This window comes from Actinomadura sp. NPDC000929 (assembly GCF_040492065.1).
Taxonomy (GTDB): domain Bacteria; phylum Actinomycetota; class Actinomycetes; order Streptosporangiales; family Streptosporangiaceae; genus Spirillospora; species Spirillospora verrucosospora.
On sequence record NZ_JBEUPA010000063.1, the window covers coordinates 1 to 19,733 of the forward strand.

Here is a 19,733-nt window from a genome sequence, read left to right on the forward strand (position 1 = left end):
CGCCGCCGCGCCGACGCCCAGGGCGGCGCGGGCGGCCACGAGATGGCCCGGCGCCTGGGCCAGGCCGCCGGCGAGGGACGCCAGGCCGAACAGGACGAGCCCGAGCAGGAGGACGGGTTTGCGGCCGTACCGGTCGGCGGCCTTGCCTCCGAGCAGGAGCAGCCCGCCGAAGGAGAGGGCGTAGGCGTGGATGACCCAGGTCACCCCGACCGCGCCGAACCCGAGGCCGGCGGCGATCCGCGGGAGCCCGACGTTCACCACCGACAGGTCCAGCGACACCATGAACTGCACGACGGCCACCGCGGCGAGCGTGAGCCCGGGGCGGATCCCGCTTCTGTCTTCGATCATGTGCATGCCTGACATCGTGGTGTTCGAGCAGGTCAGCGCACATCGAGCGGGAGATGGCCTTTTCCACTGACGCCCGGAGCGTACGTTCAGTGCTACTACACCGCGAGATGTAGTGATTTCTCCGCCGTTCCGCCGAGGAATCTGGATGGAAACGGTCTTAATCTGCACGGATGAGCTCCATGAACGGGTGGCGGCCGCTCGTCCAGGACGGCCTGCTCGCCGTGGCGATGGCCCTCTTCCTGTCGGTCGTCGTGGCCATCACCCCGCACGCGGGGGCGCTCGACCTGGCCGCGGCCCTGGCGGGCTCGCTCGCGCTCGTCGCCTGGCGGCGGGCGCCCCTGGCGGCACTCGTCGTCAGCGCGGTCTGCATGCTCGCGCTCGCCGCCCACGTCCGGCCGGGCCCGGCGGCCGCCTTCCCCGTCATCGTGGCGGTGTTCGCCGCTTTCCGGGCGGGCCACCGGGTCGCGACGGCGCTGGTGGGCACGGCCTTCCTCGGCCTCGGCCTGATGGTGCGGCTGCCCAGCGCCGACGGGTCCCTGCGCGATCTCCAGAGCCTCTCGCTGCTGGTCGGGTGGTTCGCGGCGGCCGGGGTGACCGCGACGGTGACCCGGCACCGGCAGGCCTACCTGGAGGAGGCCGAGCGGCGGGCCGCCGAGGCCGAGCGCACCCGCGAGGAGGCCGCCCGGCGCCGCGCCGGCGAGGAGCGCCTGCGCATCGCCAGGGAGCTGCACGACTCCCTCACGCACAGCATCTCGATCATCAAGGTCCAGGCGGGGGTGGCCGTCCACCTGGCGCGCAGGCGCGGCGAGGACGTGCCGCCCGCGCTGCTGGCCATCCAGGAGGCCAGCGGCGACGCCATGCGCGAGCTGCGCGCCACGCTGGAGGTGCTGCGCGACGCCGACCGCTCCGACGGCGAGTCCCTCGCCAGCGGCCTCGACCGGCTCGACGACCTGGTGGAGCGGGCCCGCTCCATCGGGCTGCCGGCCACGGTGACGATCTCCGGCACGCGGCGCGACCTGCCCGCCGAAGTGGACCGGGCGGCCTACCGGATCGTCCAGGAGGCGCTCACGAACGTCTCCAGGCACGCGGGCGGCGCCGCCGCCGCGGTGCGCGTCGACTACGCGAGCGGAGAACTGGTCGTGCAGGTCGACGACGACGGCGAGGCCGACCCGGACGCGCCGCCCGTGCCCGGCACGGGCCTGCTCGGCATGCGCGAGCGCGTCGCGGCGCTCGGCGGGCGGCTGCGGGCCGGGCCCCGGCCCGAGGGCGGGTTCACCGTGCGCGCCGAGCTTCCCCTGGGAGATCCCTCGTGATCCGCGTGCTGCTCGTGGACGACCAGGCGCTCATCCGCGGCGGCTTCCGGGCCCTGCTGGAGATCGAGGACGACATCGAGGTGGTGGCCGAGGCCGCCGACGGCGAGCGGGGCGTCGCGCTCGCCGCCGAGCACCGGCCCGACGTCGCCCTCGTCGACATCCAGATGCCGGTGATGGACGGAATCGAGGCGACCCGGCTGATCGTCGCCGACCCCCGGCTGAGCGGCGTCCATGTCGTGATCCTCACCAACTACGGCCTCGACGAGTACGTCTTCAACGCGCTGCGCGCCGGGGCCTGCGGTTTCATGGTCAAGGACACCGAGCCCGAGGACCTGGTGCAGGGCGTCCGGGTCGCGGCCCGCGGCGACGCGCTGCTGTCGCCCGCGATCACCCGCCGTCTCATCGGCGAGTACGTCGCGCGCCGCCCGGAGCCCGCCCCCGAGGGGCTCGGCATGCTCACCAGGAGGGAGCGCGAGGTCGCCGTCCTGGTGGCCCGGGGCCTGTCCAACGACGAGATCGCCGCCCACATGGTGATCAGTCCGGCCACCGCGAAGACGCACGTCAGCAGGGTGCTGGCCAAGCTGCGCGTCAGGGACCGCGCCCAGCTCGTCGTGTTCGCCTACGAGTCGGGCCTCGTCACCCCGCGGCGCGCCTGAGCCCGCCGGGCGGCCTCAGGCCCCGCGCAGGGACGTGACGGCCTCCTCGGCGGTGGGGTGGAAGGCGAAGACCTGGTCGAGCCCGGTGATCTCGAAGACCCGGGTGAGGTCGGGATTCAGCCCCGCGAGCACGATCCTGCTCCGGGCCGCCTGCGCCCGGCGGTAGCCGGCGATGAGCACGGTGATGCCGGTGGAGTCGCAGTAGTTCAGCTCCGTCACGTCGAGCACGGCGCCGCCGCCGGGGGCCAGCGGCAGGGCTTCCAGCGCCTCCCGCAGGCGGGGGGCGGTGTGGTAGTCGAGGTCTCCCGCGACGCGCAGGACCGGGACCTCGGCCTCCTCGGACGGGAGGTTGACGGTGAAGGTGTGGTCGGTCACCGAAGAGGCTCCTGTCCGGACGGTTCGGCACGGCGGGGCACGGAGAGGGCCAGCAGCGCCGTGTCGTCGCTGACTCCCGCGCCCAGTTCCGTGAGCAGTTTATGGATGTTCGCCAGCAGATTATCCGCTCCGTCGAAGGGCGTGCTGGTCAGATGCGCGGTGAGACCCTCGTCGCCGAGCATCGCCCCGTCCGGGGTTCGTGCCTCGGTGAGGCCGTCGGTGTACAGCAGGAGGGCGTCGCCCGGGGCGAGGCGCACGCCGGCCTGCGCGAAGCGCGGTTCGGGCAGTATCCCGATGAGCTGCCCGCCCGGGGTGTCGACGGCCTCGACCGTGCCGTCCGCGCGGACCGCCAGGGCGGGCGGATGGCCGCCCCCGGCCAGCGTCACGGCGAACGAGCCGTCCTGTTCGGGGTCCAGGACCCCGAACAGGGCCGTGCAGAAGCGGGGGTCGCTCTGGTACTCCCCCTTGAGGACGGAGTCGAGGTTGCCGAGCGCGGCGCAGGGGTCGGGCTCGTAGATGGCGGCGGCGCGCAGCGTGTAGCGGGTGAGGGAGGTCAGGGCGGCGGCCTCGGCGCCCTTGCCGCACACGTCGCCGAGGAAGAACGCCCAGCGGCCGTCGTCCAGGGGGAACAGGTCGTAGAAGTCGCCGCCGACCTCGTCCTGGGAGACCGGGTGGTACGCGGCGGCGGCGTCGAGGCCGGGCACCTTCGGCAGGGCGGGCGGCAGCAGGGTGCGCTGCAGGGTGCGCACCAGGCGCTCGGCCCCGGTGCGCATGGTGCGCTCGGCCGTGATGGTGCAGATCGACGACAGCCGCAGTTCCAGCTCCTGGGCGACCAGGGCCGCCAGGTCCGTCAGGATGGCCAGCTGGTCCTCGGAGGCGTCGCGGGGGCGGGTGTCCAGCACGTTGACGGTGCCGAGGCGGTGTCCGTCCGCGGTGGTGATGGGGGCCGCCGCGTAGAACCGCACGCCCATCTCGCCGTGGACGAGCGGGTTGGCGGCCGTCCTCGGGTCGGTGAGCGCGTCCCTGACGACATACGGGCCGCCGTGCAGGATGGCGGAGGCGCACAGCCCGGGGTCGCGGTCGATCTGCGAGACGCCGTGCAGGCCGTGGGCCGCCTTGAACCAGATACGGTCGCTGTCCACGATGGCCACGGTGGCGATCGGCGCGCCGCAGCTGCGTGCGGCGAGGGAGGCGATGGTGTCGAACGTGCCGTCGGGCGGGGTGTCGAGGATCCGGTAGCGGCGGACGGCCGCGAGCCGCTCCCGTTCGGCGGCGGTGGGGGCGGGCACGGGTTCGAGGTGGCGGGCGTGCTCCGTCACCGTCACCTCCTCTGGTCGGGACCGTGGCGGCAGTCCCGCCAGACAGAGGGCTTTACCCTGTTTGTACTGCTTATCACGTAAGTAATGACCTGGACGCGCGGCCGCGACGGCGGCGGCGCGCCGCGGAAAGGCGCGGCACGACGGACGTCCAGGTTCTGGCGAAACGGTTGTTGCCTCCGGGTCATCCGGGGTAAAGGCAGGGCCATGCGGGGAGCGGGCGCGGCGGGCGTCCGCCGGATGCGGTAGGTGATCGCCTTAATGGAAGAGGGGTGCGGTGGCGCTTTCGGAGGACGCCGAGCGTTCTGAGGAGGCCGGACGCGAGCCGCGGGCGGGGGCCGGCGTCTTCTCCGCCGACAGGGAGATCGGCCCCGATCTCGCCGCGGTGGACTGGACGGCGACGCCGCTCGGCCCTCCGGACGGCTGGCCGCAGAGCCTGCGGACGGCGGTCGACATCCTGCTGTCGTCCCGCTTCTCGATGTGGATGGCCTGGGGGCCGCGGCTGACGTTCTTCTGCAACGCCGCCTACCGGCGCGACACGCTCGGACGCAAGTACCCGTGGGCGCTGGGCCGGCCGGCCCGCGAGGTGTGGACCGAGATCTGGCCCGACATCGGACCGAGGATCGACACGGTGCTCGGCACGGGGAACGCCACGTGGGACGAGGCCCTGCTGCTGTTCCTCGAACGATCGGGATACCCCGAGGAGACCTACCACACCTTCTCCTACAGCCCGCTGCGCGACGACGCGGGCGACGTGGTGGGCATGCTGTGCGTGGTCAGCGAGGAGACCGAGCGGGTCATCGGCGATCGGCGGATGACGACGCTGCGCGAGCTCGGATCCGACCCCAGCGTGATCCGGACCGAGGAGGAGACGCTGGCCTTCGTCGACCGGCAGCTCGACCGCAACCGGAAGGACCTTCCCTTCACGCTGACCTACCTGTTCGAGGACGGCGGGACGGCACGGCTCGCCGGGGCGACCGGCGTCGCCCGCGACCATCCGGCCGTCCCCGCCGCGATGTCGGCGGACGAACCGGGCGGAATCTGGCCCGCGGCGGTGCTCGCGCGGGGAGAATCGGTGCTGATGAAGCTCGATGATCCTCGGTTCGGGGCCCTTCCCTCGGGGGACTGGACCCAGCCGCCCGACCAGGCCCTGGTGGTGCCGCTGCTGCGGCAGGGCCGCGCGCCGTACGGCTTCCTGGTGGCCGGGCTCAACCCCTACCGCCAGCTGGACGATGCCTACCGCGGTTTCGTGGAACTGGCGGCCGGGCACGTCGCGGCGGGCATCGGCAGCGCCCGCGGCTACCAGGCGCAGCGGCGGCGCGCCGAGGAGCTCGCCGAACTCGACCGCGCCAAGACGACGTTCTTCTCCAACATCAGCCACGAGTTCCGCACCCCGCTGACCCTGATCATGGGCCCGGTGCAGGAACTGCGCGCGAGCCTGGAGGGCGCCGGCGAGCAGGTGCACCGCGAGCTGGACGTCATCCACCGCAACGGGCTGCGCCTCGGCAGGCTCGTCAACTCGCTGCTGGACTTCTCCCGCATCGAGGCCGGCCGGATGCAGGCGCGGTACGAGCCGGTCGACCTTCCCGAGGTCACCGCCGAGCTGGCCAGCGTCTTCCGCTCCGCCGTGGACAGGGCGGGCCTGGCCTACACCGTCGAGTGCGAGCCGCTCCCCGAGCCGGTCTACGTCGACCGCGACATGTGGGAGAAGGTGATCCTGAACCTGCTGAGCAACGCGCTGAAGTTCACCTTCGACGGGGCGATCCACGTCCGGGTCGGCGTCGAGGACGGCCGGGCGCTGGTGACGGTGGCCGACACCGGGGTCGGGGTCGCCGAGGACGAGGTGCCGCGGCTGTTCGAGCGGTTCCACCGCGTCGAGAACACCCGCGCACGGTCCAACGAGGGCAGCGGCATCGGCCTGGCCCTGGTCAAGGAGCTCGTCGGCCTGCACGGCGGGACCATCGACGCCGCGAGCACCGAGGGCGAGGGCACGCGCTTCACCGTCCGGCTGCCGTTCGGGAGCGACCACCTGCCCCCCGGCGCGGTCGCCCCGCCGCGCTCCTCCACGGCCGCGTCCGTCACCGCCGACCCCTACGTGCAGGAGGCGCTGCGCTGGCTGCCCGCCGAGCATCCCGGCGGGGACCCGAACTCGACCGACCCGACGCCGCCCGAGCCGGTCCCGGTGCCCGCGCCCGAGGTCCCGGCGCGGGTGCTGGTCGCCGACGACAACGCCGACATGCGCGAGTACCTCACCCGGCTCCTGCGGGGCGCCGGCTACGAGGTGGAGACCGTCGCCGACGGCCGGGCGGCCCTGCGGGCGGTCCGCGAGGGCGGGATCGACATGGTGGTCAGCGACGTCATGATGCCGTACGTGGACGGGCTGGAGCTGGTCGCCGCCCTGCGCGGCGACCAGCGCACCGCCGCCCTGCCGGTGCTGCTGCTGTCGGCCCGCGCCGGCCAGGAGGCATCGATCGAGGGCCTTCGGGCGGGCGCCGACGACTACCTTCTCAAGCCTTTCGCCGCCGCCGAGCTCCTGGCCCGCGTGCGGGCGAACGTGGAGCTGGCCCGGCTGCGCGGTCACCACGCTCGGTGGCGCACCGCGCTGGTCGACTCCCTCCAGGAGGCGTTCTTCGTCTGCGCGGAGGACGGCGGCGTCGTCGAGTTCAACACCGCCTTCACCGACATCCTCGGCTACGAGGCCGCCGGGCTGCCCTATCCCCCGAAGCCTCCCTGGTGGCCGGACGAGAAGACCGACTTCGAAGCGCACCGGCAGGTCGCCCAGGCCTTCGAGAGCATGCTCGTGCGGGAGCGCGGCACCTTCGACGTCCCCGTCAGGCACCGTGACGGCCATCGCGTCTGGGTCAGCGTCGCCTTCAACCACGTCCGCGACCCCGAATCCGGCCGGCGGGTCATCGTCGGCACCTTCCGGGACGTCACCGCCGACCACTACGCCATCCAGCGCGAGAGCGCCCTCGCGGCCCTCAGCATGCGCCTCACCGAGGCCGTGAGCCTGCGCGACACCCTGGTCGGCGCGCTGGAGGAGCTGCGGGACCTCTGGCACGCCGAGCGGGTGATGGCGGCCGTCTTCGGCGGCGGACCGCCGGAGCTGACCTCGACCGAGCCGGGGCAGAGCTGGCAGGACCTGTCCGAGGAGCGCCGCGGGGAGCTGGCCGCGCTGCGCGAGCACCCGCCTCTCACCCCCGTCGCCGAGCACCCCACCGCGATCACGCTCGAACACCCCCGGGGCACCCTCGTCCTCTGGATCGACCTGACCGAGCGGCGCCCGTTCACCGGCCAGGACCGGCTGCTGCTGTCCCTGCTCGCCGGGCGCCTCTCCCAGGGGCTCTCCCGCGCCAACCTGATCGACCAGCAGCGCGACACCGCCCTGGCCCTGCAGCGCGCCATCCTCGGGCCGTCCGAGCTGCCCGACGGGTTCGCCGTCCGGTACGAGCCGGCGGCGCGGCCGCTGGAGGTCGGGGGCGACTGGTACGACATCTTCGCCCTTCCCGACAGCCGCATCGGGATCATCGTGGGCGACTGCGTCGGCCGCGGGCTGGAGGCCGCCACCGTCATGGGCCAGCTGCGCAGCGCCTGCCGGGCCCTCCTGCTCCAGGACGCGGGCCCCGCGGGGACGCTCACGGCCCTGGACCGCTTCGCCGCCGGCGTGCCGGGGGCCCGCTGCTCCACCGTGTTCTGCGGCGTCCTCGACCCCGCGACCGGCGACCTCACCTATTCGAGCGCCGGGCATCCGCCCGCCATCCTCGCCCGGCCCGACGGCACCACCCAGCTGCTCGAAGGCGGCAGGTCCGTCCCGATCGCCGTCGGCTCCCCGCGGCCCCGGCCGGACGCCGCGACCACCATCCCCGCCCGGGCCACCGTGCTGCTGTACACCGACGGCCTCGTCGAACGACGCCGCCGCTCCCTGAACGAGGGCATCGAGCGGGTCGGGCACGCCGTCCAGGAGGGCGGCGAGCGGGGGGTGGACGAGCTCGCCACCCACATCATGACGAGCCTGGCCCCGCCGGGCGGCTACGACGACGACGTCGCGCTGATGCTGTACCGGCACCCCGCGCCGCTGGACGTGAGCTTCCCCGCCGAGTCGGCGCAGCTCGCCCCGCTGCGGGAGGCGCTGCGCGGCTGGCTGGCCCAGTGCCAGCTCCCCCGCCGCACCGCCCAGGGCGTGCTGGTCGCCGCCGGAGAGGCGTGCGCGAACGCCGTCGAGCACGGCCGGCCCGCCGCCGGCGTGCACACCGTCCGGCTGCGGGCCGAGGCCTTCGTCGACCAGCTGCACCTGACCATCGCCGACACCGGCCGGTGGAAGCCGCCCGGAGGGCCCGACGCCGACCTCAACCGCGGCCGCGGCACCGCCCTGATGCGGGCGCTGATGAGCAAGCTCACGATCACGCCCGGCCCGGACGGCACCACCGTCCACATGCACACCTGGATTGGCTCATGAGCACACCCCTGACCCTCAGGTCCGCCCGGCGCCCGGACGGGAGGGCGCTCGTGACGGCCGTCGGCGAGATCGACATGAGCAACAGCGGGGCCCTCGCCACGGCGCTGGACACCGCCCGCGAGGACGGGGGCGAACTCGTCCTCGACCTCACCGCGGTCGAGTACCTTGATAGCGCGGGGCTGAGCGTCCTGTTCGCCCATGCCGACCATCTCGAACTGATCGCTCCGGTTCTGCTGGAACCGGTGCTGACCCTCTCCGGCCTCCCGGAGCTGGCCACCGTCCGCCTCGCCCCGCCCGACGCCGCAGCGCCCGGTACCGACCACCCCTGACGTGCCCGGCGCGCCGACGGCGCAGGGCCCCGACCCAGAGAAAGCGGAACGACGTGGAGGCAACGCCATGGCCGAGGTGACCGGCCACGCGCGGAACGGCTGGACAGTGATCACGATGACCGGGGATCTGGCACTGGACACCGCGCAGCAGGCCGAGCAGCGGATGCGCGGCCTGCGCAGCGAGCACGGCGAGCACCTGGTGCTCGACCTGAGCGGGCTGCGGTACCTGGACTCGGTGGGCCTCAGCCTGCTGATGCGGTTCTACCTGGCGGCCGAGGGACGCGGCGGCAGCGCCGTACTGGCCGGACCGCTGCAGGACGCGGTCCGGCGCGTCCTGCAGATCACGCACGTCGACGAGCGCCTGACCATCCACCCGACCCTGGACGCAGCGCTGGCCGAGTCGCTGCCGCCGGGTGCGGGGCGCAGCGGGTGAGCCCTGCGGCGCGGGCGCCGGGAACGTCTACGCATCACTTCCGTTACAGGAAATATTATTCCGCAAAGATTCCTCGTATGATGACGCTCTGAGCACGGCCTCCCCCTCCCCGGCGGCGGATCCCGCCGACCGGCGCACACCGCGCGCCCGCGGCGGGGAAGGCGGACGCGGGAAGGGGAGGCGGGCGGATGGAGAGGACGCCGAGGCGGCGCGACGACAAGCCGTGGACGTTCCTGACCAACCACGCGCGGGTTCTGATCGCCATCGCGCGCGACCCCGGCCTCCGGGTCCGCGACGTCGCCCAGGACATCGGCATCACCGAGCGCGCGGCCCAGCTGATCATCACGGATCTGGAGGAGGCGGGGTACCTCACCCGCACCCGGATCGGGCGCCGCAACCGCTACACCGTCAACGCCGACCGCCCCTTCCGGCACCCCGCCGAAGCCGACCACGACGTCCAGGTCCTCATCGAGCTGTTCGCGGGCGATGACACGGCCCCCGGCAAGGGCGGTGACACAGCGCCCGGCGCGGGCGGTGGTCCGCGCGGCGAGGCCGGCGTTCCCGCTCAGGCGCGAAGCCGGTAGAAGGTGCGCCACGGGAGGGGACCCGTCCGGACGGGTCACGGGCACCGGTGCGTTACGGTCGCGGTCGGGCAGGTCACAGACGACGCGGATGCGTCGCGCGGCGGTGCGCCGCGGATGCATATTTGCCATAAGGCAACTACTATCGGCGCGGCACCGGCGGGTCGGAGGGAGGAAGGGCGGTGGACGGACTGATGTCGCAGGGTCTTGAGGCGGCCGGCCTCGGGGCGCGCCCTTCCGCGCCGCCCGGACCGCGCATGCCGATCGCGATCACCGGCGCCGCCGACGGGGAGCCGGAGCTCGGGCCGCTGCGGGTCCTGCTGGTGGAGGACGACTCGGCCGACGCGCTGCTGGTGGAGGACACCCTCGCCGACACCGGGCTGCGGGCGTCGCTGCAGTGGGTGCGTTCGCTTCCCGAGGCGCGGGGCCCGTTGTCGGCGAACCCCATGCCCGACTGCGTGCTGCTCGACCTGCACCTGGGCGAGTCGCAGGGCCTGGCGGTGCTCCGGCAGGTGCTGGAGTGGGCGCCGGGCGCCGCGGTGGTGGTGCTGACCGGGCTCGCCGAGTCTCAGGCGGGCACCTCCGCGATGGCCGCCGGCGCGCAGGACTACCTCTCCAAGGACCAGCTGGAGGCGGATCGGCTCGGGCGGGCGATCCGGTACGCGGTGCAGCGGCGCCAGGTCCAGCAGGCGGTCGCGGCGCTCCAGGTCCAGCAGATGCGGGCCCAGGAGAACGCCCGGCTGGAGCGCGGGTTGCTGCCGCGGCCGAGGGTGTCCAATCCGCGCCTGCGGGTCGTCTCGCGGTACCGCCCCGGGCGAGCCCACTCCCTGCTGGGCGGGGACTTCTACGACGTGGTGGAGACCAGCGACGGCCTGGTGCACGCGGTGATCGGGGACGTGGCGGGGCACGGTCCCGCCTCGGCGGCCCTGGGCGTCAGCCTGCGGGTGGCGTGGCGGTCGTTCGTGCTGGCCGGAACGCGCGGAGCGCGGGTGGTCGAACTCCTGGAGGAGCTGCTGGCCGGGGAGGACGGCGGCTCCGAGATGTTCGTCACCCTCATCACGGCGACCCTGTTCCCCGACCGCTCCGTGGCGCAGGTGGTCCGCGCCGGGCACCCCGGGTTCCTGATGCACGGCAACGGCGAGGTGCGGCTGGTCGAGCCGCCGGGCGGGCTGGGCGTGGGCATGGTGCCCGGACTGGCCGGCTGGCGCGAGCACGAGATCCCCCTGCCGCCGGGCGCCTCGCTCGTCCTGTTCACCGACGGGCTGTTCGAGGGCCAGATCGACGACGAGGGCCGCCGCCTCGACCTGACCGGCCTGCTCCGGCTCGCCCAGGGCCACCGCGCGCTCTCCCCCGGCGACTTCGTCGACACACTCATCACCGACGTCGAGGCGGCCTCGCTCCAGCACGGCGGGCTGGCCGACGACGTCGCCGTCATTCACCTTGGATGGACCCCCACATGAGCACACCGCCCCTGACGGTGCGGGACGCCGAGACGGCCGAATCCGCCGATCTCGCCGCACCGCCGCCGGCGAGCGGCCCCCCGCCGCGGCGGGGACTGACCGTCCGCGCCTGGTTCATGCTGGCCGCGCTGCTGATCGTCGCGCTCACCGTCACCGGCGCCGCGGTGGTCCACAGCCTGCTGGAGGAGACCGCGCGGGCCTCGGACCGGCTGGTGGACAGGATCGCGCCGGCGCAGGTCGAGGCGAGCCGGATGCAGATGGCCATGCTCAACCAGGAGACCGGCGTCCGGGGCTACGCCCTGGCGGGGGACCGGCAGTTCCTGCAGCCCTACACCGACGGGCTGGCCACCGAGCAGCAGTCCTCCGCGCGGCTGCGCCGGCTGCTGGCCGACGAGCCCGCGCTGCGCGCCGACCTCGACGCGACCGGGCGGGCGATCGACGCGTGGCGCCGCGACTACGGCGCCGTCGTCATCGACCAGGTCCGCGAGCAGGGCTCCGGCGGCGAGGCGGCCGCCACCGCGGCCCGGGGCAAGCCCGCCTTCGACCAGGTCCGCGCCACCTGGGCGGTCCAGAACCGCCACCTGAGCCAGGTCCGCGCCGAGAGCCGCGCGGACCTGCGCCACACCCGCACGATGCGGGACTGGACGCTGACCACCCTGTTCATCGCGCTGCTGGCGACCGCGGCGCTGCTGGCCGTCCTGCTGCACCACGCCGTGGACCGGCCGCTGCGCATGCTCCGCTCCGCCTCACGCCGGGTCGCCGACGGCGACTTCACCCATGTCATCGGCGCGCACGGCCCCGCCGACGTCCGCGACGTGGCCCTCGCCGTGGAGGCGATGCGTGGCCGGATCACGATGGCTCTGGAGCAGTCCACCGAACGCGAGCGCCTGCTCCAGAGCCGCACCGCGGAGCTGGACTCGCAGACCGTGGAGCTGCGCCGCTCCAACGCCGAGCTGGAGCAGTTCGCCTACGTCGCCAGCCACGACCTGCAGGAGCCGCTGCGCAAGGTCGCCTCGTTCTGCCAGATGCTGGAGCGCCGCTGCTCCGACCAGCTCGACGACCGCGGCCGCCAGTACATCGCCTTCGCGGTGGACGGCGCCAAGCGCATGCAGGTGCTGATCAACGACCTGCTGACCTTCTCCCGGGTCGGCCGCCTGCACCAGCACCAGCGGACGCTCTCGCTGGGCGAGCCGCTCGACGAGGCGCTGGCCAACCTCGACGGCCCCCTCACGGAGTCCGGCGCCCGCGTCGAGAGGCCCGACGACCTCCCGGAGCTCACCGCGGACCCCACGCTCATGGTGATGCTGTGGCAGAACCTGATCGGCAACGCGGTCAAGTTCCGCTCCCCCGACCGCGAGGCGGTCGTCCGTGTCACCTGCGAGCGGGAGGACGGGCACTGGCACCTGACCGTCACCGACAACGGGATCGGCATCCCCGCCGAGTACGCCGACAAGATCTTCGTCATCTTCCAGCGGCTGCACAGCCGCGACGCCTACGCCGGCACCGGCATCGGCCTGGCGCTGTGCAAGAAGATCGTCGAATACCACGGCGGCCGGATCTGGCTCGACCCCGACCGCGAGGAGGGCTCCCGGTTCCACTTCACCCTCGCGGCCGACGACCCGCCCGCCGCGCCCTCCGGCGCGGAGGCCTCCGACGACGCCCCCGACGGCCGGACCGCGGACGGCGCCGGCGCGTCCGCGGACGGCACGCCCGACGCCGACGTTCCCTCCCCGACCACCGACCTCCAAGGAGCCAGTTCGTGACCAGCACCGCCGTCCAACCCATCACCGTCCTGCTGGTCGAAGACGACCCCGGCGACGAGCTGATGACCCGTGAGGCCTTCGAGCACAACAAGGTCGGCAACACCCTGCAGGTCGTCCGCGACGGCGCGGAGGCCCTGGACTTCCTCTACAAGCGGGGGGAGCACGCCGACGCGCCCCGTCCCGACCTGGTCCTCCTCGACCTGAACCTGCCCAAGCGCGACGGCCGCGAGGTCCTCGAAGAGATCAAGTCCGACCCGGAGCTGGCCTCCATCCCGGTGGTGGTGCTGACCACGTCGTCGGCGGAGGAGGACATCCTGCGCAGCTACAAGCTGCACGCCAACGCCTACGTCACCAAGCCCGTCGACTTCGACCAGTTCATCAAGGCCATACGGCAGATCGACGACTTCTTCGTCACGGTCGTCCGCCTCCCCACCCGCCACTGACCCCGGTGTACTTCGACGGCTTCACCCTGGACCGGGTAGACGTCGGCGACGCCACCCTGCGAGTGCGGCACGGTGGGACGGGACCGGCCCTCCTGCTGCTGCACGGCCATCCCCGGACGCACGCCACCTGGCACAAGGTCGCGCCGCTCCTCGCGGACCGGTTCACTGTGGTGTGCCCGGACCTGCGGGGATACGGGAAGTCGTCCAAGCCGCCGACCGACGCCGACCACGCGCCGTACTCCAAGCGCGCGATGGCCGGGGACATGGTCGCCCTCATGCGGGCCCTCGGCCACGGGTCGTTCGCCGTCGCGGGGCATGACCGCGGGGCCCTCGTGGCGTTCCGGACGGCGATGGACCATCCCGCCGCCGTCACCGCGCTGATCCCCATGGACGGGCTGCCGGTGGTCGAGCACCTGGAGCGCTGCGACGCCCGTTTCGCGGCCCGGTGGTGGCACTGGTGGTTCTTCGGGCAGACGGACAAACCGGCGGAGCGGATCATCAGCGCCGACCCCGACGCCTGGTACACCGCGACCGGCGAGCACATGGCCCCCGAGGCGTGGGCCGACTTCCGCGAGGCGATCCACGACCCGGCGACCGTGCACGGCATGCTGGAGGAGTACCGGGCCGGACTGGGCATCGACCGGAGGCACGACGAGGACGACCGCCGTGCCGGTCGCCGCGTCCAGTGCCCGGTGCTGGTGCTGTGGTCGGCCCGCGACGACCTGGAGGAGATCTACGGCGATCCGGTGCGGATCTGGCGGGCGTGGGCCGACGACGTCCGCGGCGGTCCCATCGACTCCGGCCACCACATGGCCGAGGAGGCCCCCGGGCCCGTGGCCGGCGCGATCGGCGCCTTCCTCGACCGCCACGCCCGCTAGGGCCGGACGGAGACCCCGCCGCCAGGGAGACGCCCGGCATGCCGCGTGAGCCCGGCGAGACCGGGTGGTCCGGGTGCCGACGGATTATTGCCTAGCGCAAAGATCAGGGCGATCGCCCTCCGACCCGGGATCTCCGCCGCCGGCGCATTGCGATGCCCTTGCGGCCCTTGGGCGAGACCGGTCAGGAATCGAGAAGCGCGGGTGAAGAAGCCGCGGCTAGCGTGACCGGCATGGACATCACCATTCACACGAGCTTCCTCCCGCACGACGACCCGGACGCCTCGCTGGCCTTCTACCGCGACGCGCTCGGCTTCGAGGTCCGCAACGACGTCGGCGGCGGCAGGATGCGCTGGATCACGGTGGGGCCGCCCAAGCAGCCCGACACCTCGATCCTGCTCGCGCCGCCGACCACCGATCCCGGCATCACCGACGACGAGCGCCGCACCATCGCCGAGATGATGGCCAAGGGGACCTACGGCTGGATCCTGCTCGCCTCCCCCGACCTCGACGACACCTTCGACAGGGTGCAGGCCGCGGGGGCCGAGGTCGTCCAGGAGCCGATCGAGCAGCCGTACGGGGTGCGCGACTGCGCGTTCCGCGATCCCGCGGGGAACCTGATCCGCATCCAGGAGCGGCGCTGACCCCTGGCGAACCGCGGCCTCGGCCTGGCGCGCCGTCCGGTCAATGGCACTAAGTCCCAGTCGTGGCGTCAGATCCTGTTCATAGAAACTTGGCGGCTTTGTATCGACTACGCCCCTCCGCAAGGTCATCATGACGGCTGGTCGCCCTCGATCCGGGCGCGGTCCGGGTCCGGGGGAAACGTCCCCTTCGGGACGCACTCGTTCGTAGGAGGTACCTGTGCTCAGGCAGCGCTCCCGGCCGTCCTGGACGAAACGAGCCGCCGTCACCCTGGCGGCCGCGACATGCGCGACGGGCGTCACCGCCACCGTCCCGGCAGGCGCCGCGGTCTACGGCTCCTGCACGATCTCCCGCTGCTCCGACGGCCGGTACGCCGCCTCCGTGTGGGCCGGCAAGGGCTGGCCGTCCAGCTCGGGCTGGTACTCCTGGCCTGACGGCCGGTACAACTACACTGGCGGCGTCTACCACAACTACGACGGCCAGCTCCCGGCCGGCGTGTCCTACCACGAGTACGACGTCTACTCGCGGGCGAAGGGCGCCTCGCGCGACGCCTACCGGATCGTCCACAGCAGCACCGGCACCGTCTACTTCTCGCCGGACCACTACTCCAACTTCTACAAGCTCTCCTAGGAAGGGACCCGTCCGATGACCACGCCGCCGCACTGGCTGACGCTGACCAGCGATCCGGTGCGCGCGGCCGTCGACGGGCACGCGTGCCGCACCCGCGCCGCCTTCTTCCGGGAGGCGGCGCGGGCCCTGGCCTTCCCTGACTACTTCGGCCACAACTGGGACGCGTTCCTTGACTGCCTGCGCGACCTCGACCGGCCCGCCCTCACCGTGGCCCGCGCAGATGAACTCCTGGCGGACGAGGAACCGCGGCACCTCGCGATCCTCCTCGGGATCCTGGCCGAGCGGGAGGTTCCCACGACCCTCGCCGCCGCCCCGGAGCGCATGCCCGTCCTGCGCACCCGACTGGCCGCCGCACTCCCCTGAACTCCCCGCCGCCGAACGGCTATGGTTCCTCACTGCTGCTCTTCCCCGCTGTCGGAATGGTTGGAGCGTCGGTGGTGCGAACGCGTCTGCTCGCACAGGTGCGGGATCGGGTCGACCGGTTCAACGGCGAGCGTGATGCGACCCTGGTCCTGGCCCCCCGGGCCGTCGCCGACGCGGTGGACCTGATCTGCTCGGTCCCGGACCCGGTGGACGACGTCGAGGTCGCCCAGGCGGCGGGCTGGCTGTTCTGGCTGCGCTTCGCCGCCCGCGGCTCGACCGAGGGCGAACCGGACCTCACCGTCGCCCTGGACCTGCTCAATCCGGTGCACCGGCTGGTTCCGGCCGCGGTCCCCCCGTTGATCGGCGAGCTGTTCGACCGCGATCCCCCGGACGCCCCGGACGGCGGCGGGCTGCTGGCCCGCCTCGGCCGGATGCTCTACCGGGACACGCTCGCCTCGCAGGACCCCGGCCTCCTGGACCGCGCCGTCGAGCTGTTCCGGCTGGCGGCCGACGCCACCGGGCCGGGCCACGCCGAGCACGGCCGCTGCCGGACCAACCTCAGCAGCGCGCTGCTGACCCGCTTCGAGCGGACGGGCGCGCCGTCCGACCTGGAGGAGTCGATCACCTTCGGCCGGGCGGCGGTGGAGGCCGCCGGGCCGGGCGACCCCGAACGCGCCCTCTCCCTGTCCAACCTCGGCAACGCCCTGCTGACCCGGTTCGAGCACCTCGGCGGCGAGGCGGACCTCGACGCCGCGATCGAGGCCGGGCAGGCCGCGGTCACCGGCTGGCCCGACCACCCCGACCGCGCCGCCATGGCCTCCAACCTCGACCTCGCCCTGCGGACGAGGGAGGCGCTGGCCCGCCGGGTCACCGAGCTGGACGAGCTGATCGACCTGGCGCGGGACGCGGTGATCACCACCGCCCCCGACCACCCCGCGCACGCCGGGCAGCTGTCGCAGCTCGGTCACGCGCTGCTGGCCCGGTTCGACCGCGCCGGGGACCCGGCGGACCTGGACGAGGCGGTCGAGGCCCATCGGGAGGCGGCGGCCGTCGCCGAGCCGCACGACCCCGGACGTCCCGACCACCTGTCCGACCTCAGTGACGTCCTGCGGATCCGGTCCGTCCAGACCGGAGACGAGCGCGACCTGGCCGAAGCGGTCGAGGCGGGACGTGCCGCGGTGGCGGCCACCCCCGCCGACGATCCGGATCTGTGCGGACGGCGGTCCAACCTCGCCAACGCGCTGTGCGAGCTGCACCGGCGCACCGGCGGCCGGAGGGAACTGGACGAGGCGGTCGCGCTCGCCCGGCGGGCCTCGGCCGCCACCCCGCCGGACGATCCCGACCGGCCCTCGCGCCTGTCGAACCTGTGCGACATCCTCCGCGTGCGGTTCGAGCGCACCGGAGAGGAGGCCGACATCGACGCCGCGGTCGAGGCCGGGCGCGCCGCGGTCGCCGCCGCGCCGCCCGGCCACCCGCACCTGGCGGCCTACCTCGGCAACCTCGGGGCGGCCTCGCTGTCCCGGTTCCGCGGCACCGGCGCCCAGACGGACCTGGACCAGGCGGTCGACGCGCTCCGGATGGCGGTGGCCGCCTCGCCGGACGCGAGCCCCGACCGCGGGACGATGCTGGCGAACCTGGGCGGCGCGCTGCAGATCCGGTACGACTCCCTGCGGCGCCGCGAGGACATCGACGAGGCGGTCGACGCCTGCCGGAAGGCGGTCCTCGCCACCCCGGCGGGCCACTCCAGCCGGGGCGTGCGCCTGTCCAACCTCGGCACGGCCCTGCAGGCCCGGTTCTCGATCAGCGGGGAGCGGGCCGACATCGACGAGGCGGTCGAGACCGTCCAGGCCGCCGCGGCGGCCGTCCCCGAGGGCCACCCGCGCCGTGCCGCGGTGCTGTCGAACCGCGCGCTCGTCCTGCACCGGCGGTTCGAGCGCACCGGCGAGGCCGCGGACGTGGACGCGGCGATCGGCGCCGCCCGCGCCGCGGTCAACGCCATCGACCCCGACCATCCCGACCGCGCCGGCTACCTGGCCAACCTGGGCCAGGCGCTCGGCGCCCGGTTCGCCCGCGCGGGCGCCGGACCGGACCTCGACGAGGCGCTCGCGGCATGCCGGGAGGGAGCGGCGGCCGAGGCCGCTCCGCCCCGCGTCCGCGCGGTCGCGGCCGCCCGCCGGGCCAGGCTCGCCGCCGAGGCCGGACGTTGGGAGGACGCCGTGTCCGCCTACACGACGGTCGTCGACCTGATGGGACGGACGGTCCCGCGCGGCCTCGAACGCCGCGACCAGGAGATCCTCCTCGGCGACATGGGCGGGATCGGATCGGACGCCGCCGCCTGCTGCGTGCGCGCCGGGCAGGTCGAGCACGGAGTCGCGCTGTTCGAGCAGGGACGCGGGCTGCTGCTCGGCCGGGCGCTCGACACCCGCACCGACCTCTCCGAGCTGGCCGAGCGCGACCCGGATCTGGCCGGGCGGTTCACCTCCCTGTGCGCGGAACTCGACCGTTCCGCGCCTCCGGTGGGAGTCCCCGGCAGGGGCGCCGACCCGGCGCCCCAGCCGTCGGTGGAGCGCCGCGCCGCGGCCGCGGCGTTCGACCGGCTCGTCGCGGAGATCCGGGAACTGCCCGGCCTCGACCGCTTCCTGTGCCCGCCCGCCGTCCGCGACCTCGCACCGGCCCGCGGCCACGTCGTGATCGTCAACGTGTCGGACTTCGGGTCGCACGCGCTGGTCCTCGACGCCGGCGCGGGCGTCGCGGCCGTGCCGCTGCCCGCGCTCAGCCCCGACGCGGTGACGGCGGAGGTCGGCGCGTTCCTGGCCGCGGTCGAGGAGATCGGCGCGGGGAGCGCCAGAGCGTGGGCGGCCGGGCAGCACCGGATGTCGCGGACGCTCGAATGGCTGTGGGACGCGGTGGCCGGTCCGGTGCTCGACCACCTCGGCATCGGCGGGCCGCCCCAGGACGGCGCGCCGTGGCCGAGGCTGTGGTGGTGCCTGTCAGGACTGCTGTCGTTCCTCCCGGTGCACGCGGCGGGTTACCACGGCACCGCGGCCGACGAGACCCCGGCGACGGTCGTCGACCGCGTCGTGTGCTCGACGGCCCCGACCCTCCGGGCCCTGACCCACGCGCGGCGCGACGCGGCGGACACGGCGCCGACCGACGGTGACCGGGCGGTCGCCGTCGCGATGCCCGGCACCCCCGGCGGCCGGTCCGACCTGCCGGGCGCGGAGGCCGAGGCGGCGCTGGTCGGCCGGCGCTTCCCGGGCCCGGTCGACGTCCTCACCGGGCCGGCCGCCACCCACGAGGCGGTGCTCGCGGCTCTGCCCAAGGCCCGGTGGGCGCATTTCGCCTGCCACGGGCACAGCGACCTCGCCGACCCGTCGTCCGGCCATCTGCTGCTGGCCGACCACCAGACCCGGCCGCTGACCGTGACGGACCTCGCCGGGCTCCGCATGGACGGCGCCGAACTCGCCTTCCTGTCGGCGTGCTCGACCGCCCGGCCGGGGGCGCGCCTCGCGGACGAGGCGATCCACCTGGCGTCGGCGTTCCAGCTCGCCGGCTACCGGCATGTGATCGGCACCCTGTGGCCGATCGGGGACCGGCACGCCGTCGACATCGCCGACCTCGTCTACACGGCCGTCGCGGACGGCGGCGACGTCGCCGGCGCGGTCCACGCCGCGACCCGGCGGATGCGGGACCTGTGGCCGGAGTACCCCTCGGTGTGGGCGTCGCACGTCCACGTCGGCGCCTGACCGG

Annotated in this window: 17 protein-coding genes; 14 read left to right on the forward strand and 3 right to left on the reverse strand. The window is 74.0% G+C overall.

Going from position 1 to position 19,733, the window contains the following annotated elements; translation table 11 throughout:
• Positions 1–354: MFS transporter (locus tag ABWI04_RS21990; protein ID WP_502913145.1), on the reverse strand; the 354-nt coding region annotated here is incomplete at its 3' end.
• 164 nt (positions 355–518) lie between these two features.
• On the opposite strand from ABWI04_RS21990, the gene ABWI04_RS21995 reads away from it, so the two are divergent.
• Positions 519–1,661 carry a sensor histidine kinase gene (locus ABWI04_RS21995; protein ID WP_353833614.1) on the forward strand — a complete coding sequence of 381 codons (1,143 nt, stop codon included), beginning with the start codon at positions 519–521 and terminating at the stop codon, positions 1,659–1,661.
• Positions 1,658–2,317 carry a response regulator gene (locus ABWI04_RS22000; RefSeq protein WP_353833615.1) on the forward strand — a complete coding sequence of 220 codons (660 nt, stop codon included), beginning with the start codon at positions 1,658–1,660 and terminating at the stop codon, positions 2,315–2,317. The genes ABWI04_RS21995 and ABWI04_RS22000 overlap by 4 nt, the downstream gene beginning before the upstream one ends.
• Positions 2,318–2,332: 15 nt before the next feature.
• Here the strand turns inward: ABWI04_RS22000 and ABWI04_RS22005 are convergent, their stop codons facing one another.
• Both ABWI04_RS22005 and ABWI04_RS22010 read right to left on the reverse strand, forming a co-directional pair.
• Positions 2,333–2,692, reverse strand: a complete 360-nt coding sequence (locus ABWI04_RS22005) for an STAS domain-containing protein (RefSeq protein WP_345171994.1) — start codon at positions 2,690–2,692, stop codon at positions 2,333–2,335.
• Positions 2,689–4,011, reverse strand: coding sequence for a PP2C family protein-serine/threonine phosphatase (locus ABWI04_RS22010; RefSeq protein WP_353833616.1), 1,323 nt, complete (start codon positions 4,009–4,011; stop codon positions 2,689–2,691). Before ABWI04_RS22010 ends, ABWI04_RS22005 begins: the two co-directional genes overlap by 4 nt.
• Positions 4,012–4,285: 274 nt before the next feature.
• Between ABWI04_RS22010 and ABWI04_RS22015 the strand changes: the two genes are divergently transcribed.
• The 12 genes from ABWI04_RS22015 to ABWI04_RS22070 all read left to right on the forward strand — a co-directional run bounded on the left by ABWI04_RS22015 (position 4,286) and on the right by ABWI04_RS22070 (position 19,729).
• On the forward strand, positions 4,286–8,464 hold the full coding sequence (locus ABWI04_RS22015; RefSeq protein WP_353833617.1) for a SpoIIE family protein phosphatase: 4,179 nt from the start codon (positions 4,286–4,288) through the stop codon (positions 8,462–8,464).
• The gene (locus tag ABWI04_RS22020; protein WP_345171988.1) at positions 8,461–8,793 is read left to right on the forward strand and encodes an STAS domain-containing protein; all 333 of its coding nucleotides are present in this window, start codon (positions 8,461–8,463) and stop codon (positions 8,791–8,793) included. The genes ABWI04_RS22015 and ABWI04_RS22020 overlap by 4 nt, the downstream gene beginning before the upstream one ends.
• 67 nt (positions 8,794–8,860) lie before the next feature.
• Positions 8,861–9,226 carry an STAS domain-containing protein gene (locus tag ABWI04_RS22025; protein ID WP_345171986.1) on the forward strand — a complete coding sequence of 122 codons (366 nt, stop codon included), beginning with the start codon at positions 8,861–8,863 and terminating at the stop codon, positions 9,224–9,226.
• Between the two features lie 188 nt (positions 9,227–9,414).
• Positions 9,415–9,810, forward strand: coding sequence for a helix-turn-helix transcriptional regulator (locus ABWI04_RS22030; protein WP_353833618.1), 396 nt, complete (start codon positions 9,415–9,417; stop codon positions 9,808–9,810).
• A 179-nt stretch (positions 9,811–9,989) separates the two neighbouring features.
• The gene (locus ABWI04_RS22035; protein ID WP_353833619.1) at positions 9,990–11,267 is read left to right on the forward strand and encodes a PP2C family protein-serine/threonine phosphatase; all 1,278 of its coding nucleotides are present in this window, start codon (positions 9,990–9,992) and stop codon (positions 11,265–11,267) included.
• Positions 11,264–13,030, forward strand: coding sequence for a sensor histidine kinase (locus tag ABWI04_RS22040; RefSeq protein ID WP_345171979.1), 1,767 nt, complete (start codon positions 11,264–11,266; stop codon positions 13,028–13,030). Before ABWI04_RS22035 ends, ABWI04_RS22040 begins: the two co-directional genes overlap by 4 nt.
• A complete protein-coding gene (locus ABWI04_RS22045) occupies positions 13,027–13,473 on the forward strand; it encodes a response regulator (RefSeq protein ID WP_345171976.1) in 447 nt (148 codons plus the stop codon). The genes ABWI04_RS22040 and ABWI04_RS22045 overlap by 4 nt, the downstream gene beginning before the upstream one ends.
• A gap of 5 nt (positions 13,474–13,478) precedes the next feature.
• A complete protein-coding gene (locus tag ABWI04_RS22050; RefSeq protein ID WP_345171974.1) occupies positions 13,479–14,351 on the forward strand; it encodes an alpha/beta fold hydrolase in 873 nt (290 codons plus the stop codon).
• A gap of 230 nt (positions 14,352–14,581) precedes the next feature.
• Complete coding sequence (locus ABWI04_RS22055; RefSeq protein ID WP_345171972.1) at positions 14,582–14,992, forward strand: VOC family protein; 411 nt, start codon at positions 14,582–14,584, stop codon at positions 14,990–14,992.
• Positions 14,993–15,209: 217 nt separating this feature from the next.
• Positions 15,210–15,620, forward strand: coding sequence for a ribonuclease domain-containing protein (locus tag ABWI04_RS22060; protein WP_345171970.1), 411 nt, complete (start codon positions 15,210–15,212; stop codon positions 15,618–15,620).
• 15 nt (positions 15,621–15,635) lie between these two features.
• Positions 15,636–15,983, forward strand: a complete 348-nt coding sequence (locus ABWI04_RS22065) for a barstar family protein (RefSeq protein ID WP_353833620.1) — start codon at positions 15,636–15,638, stop codon at positions 15,981–15,983.
• 71 nt (positions 15,984–16,054) lie between these two features.
• Complete coding sequence (locus ABWI04_RS22070) at positions 16,055–19,729, forward strand: CHAT domain-containing protein (protein WP_353833621.1); 3,675 nt, start codon at positions 16,055–16,057, stop codon at positions 19,727–19,729.
• The last annotated feature ends 4 nt before the right edge of the window (positions 19,730–19,733 follow it).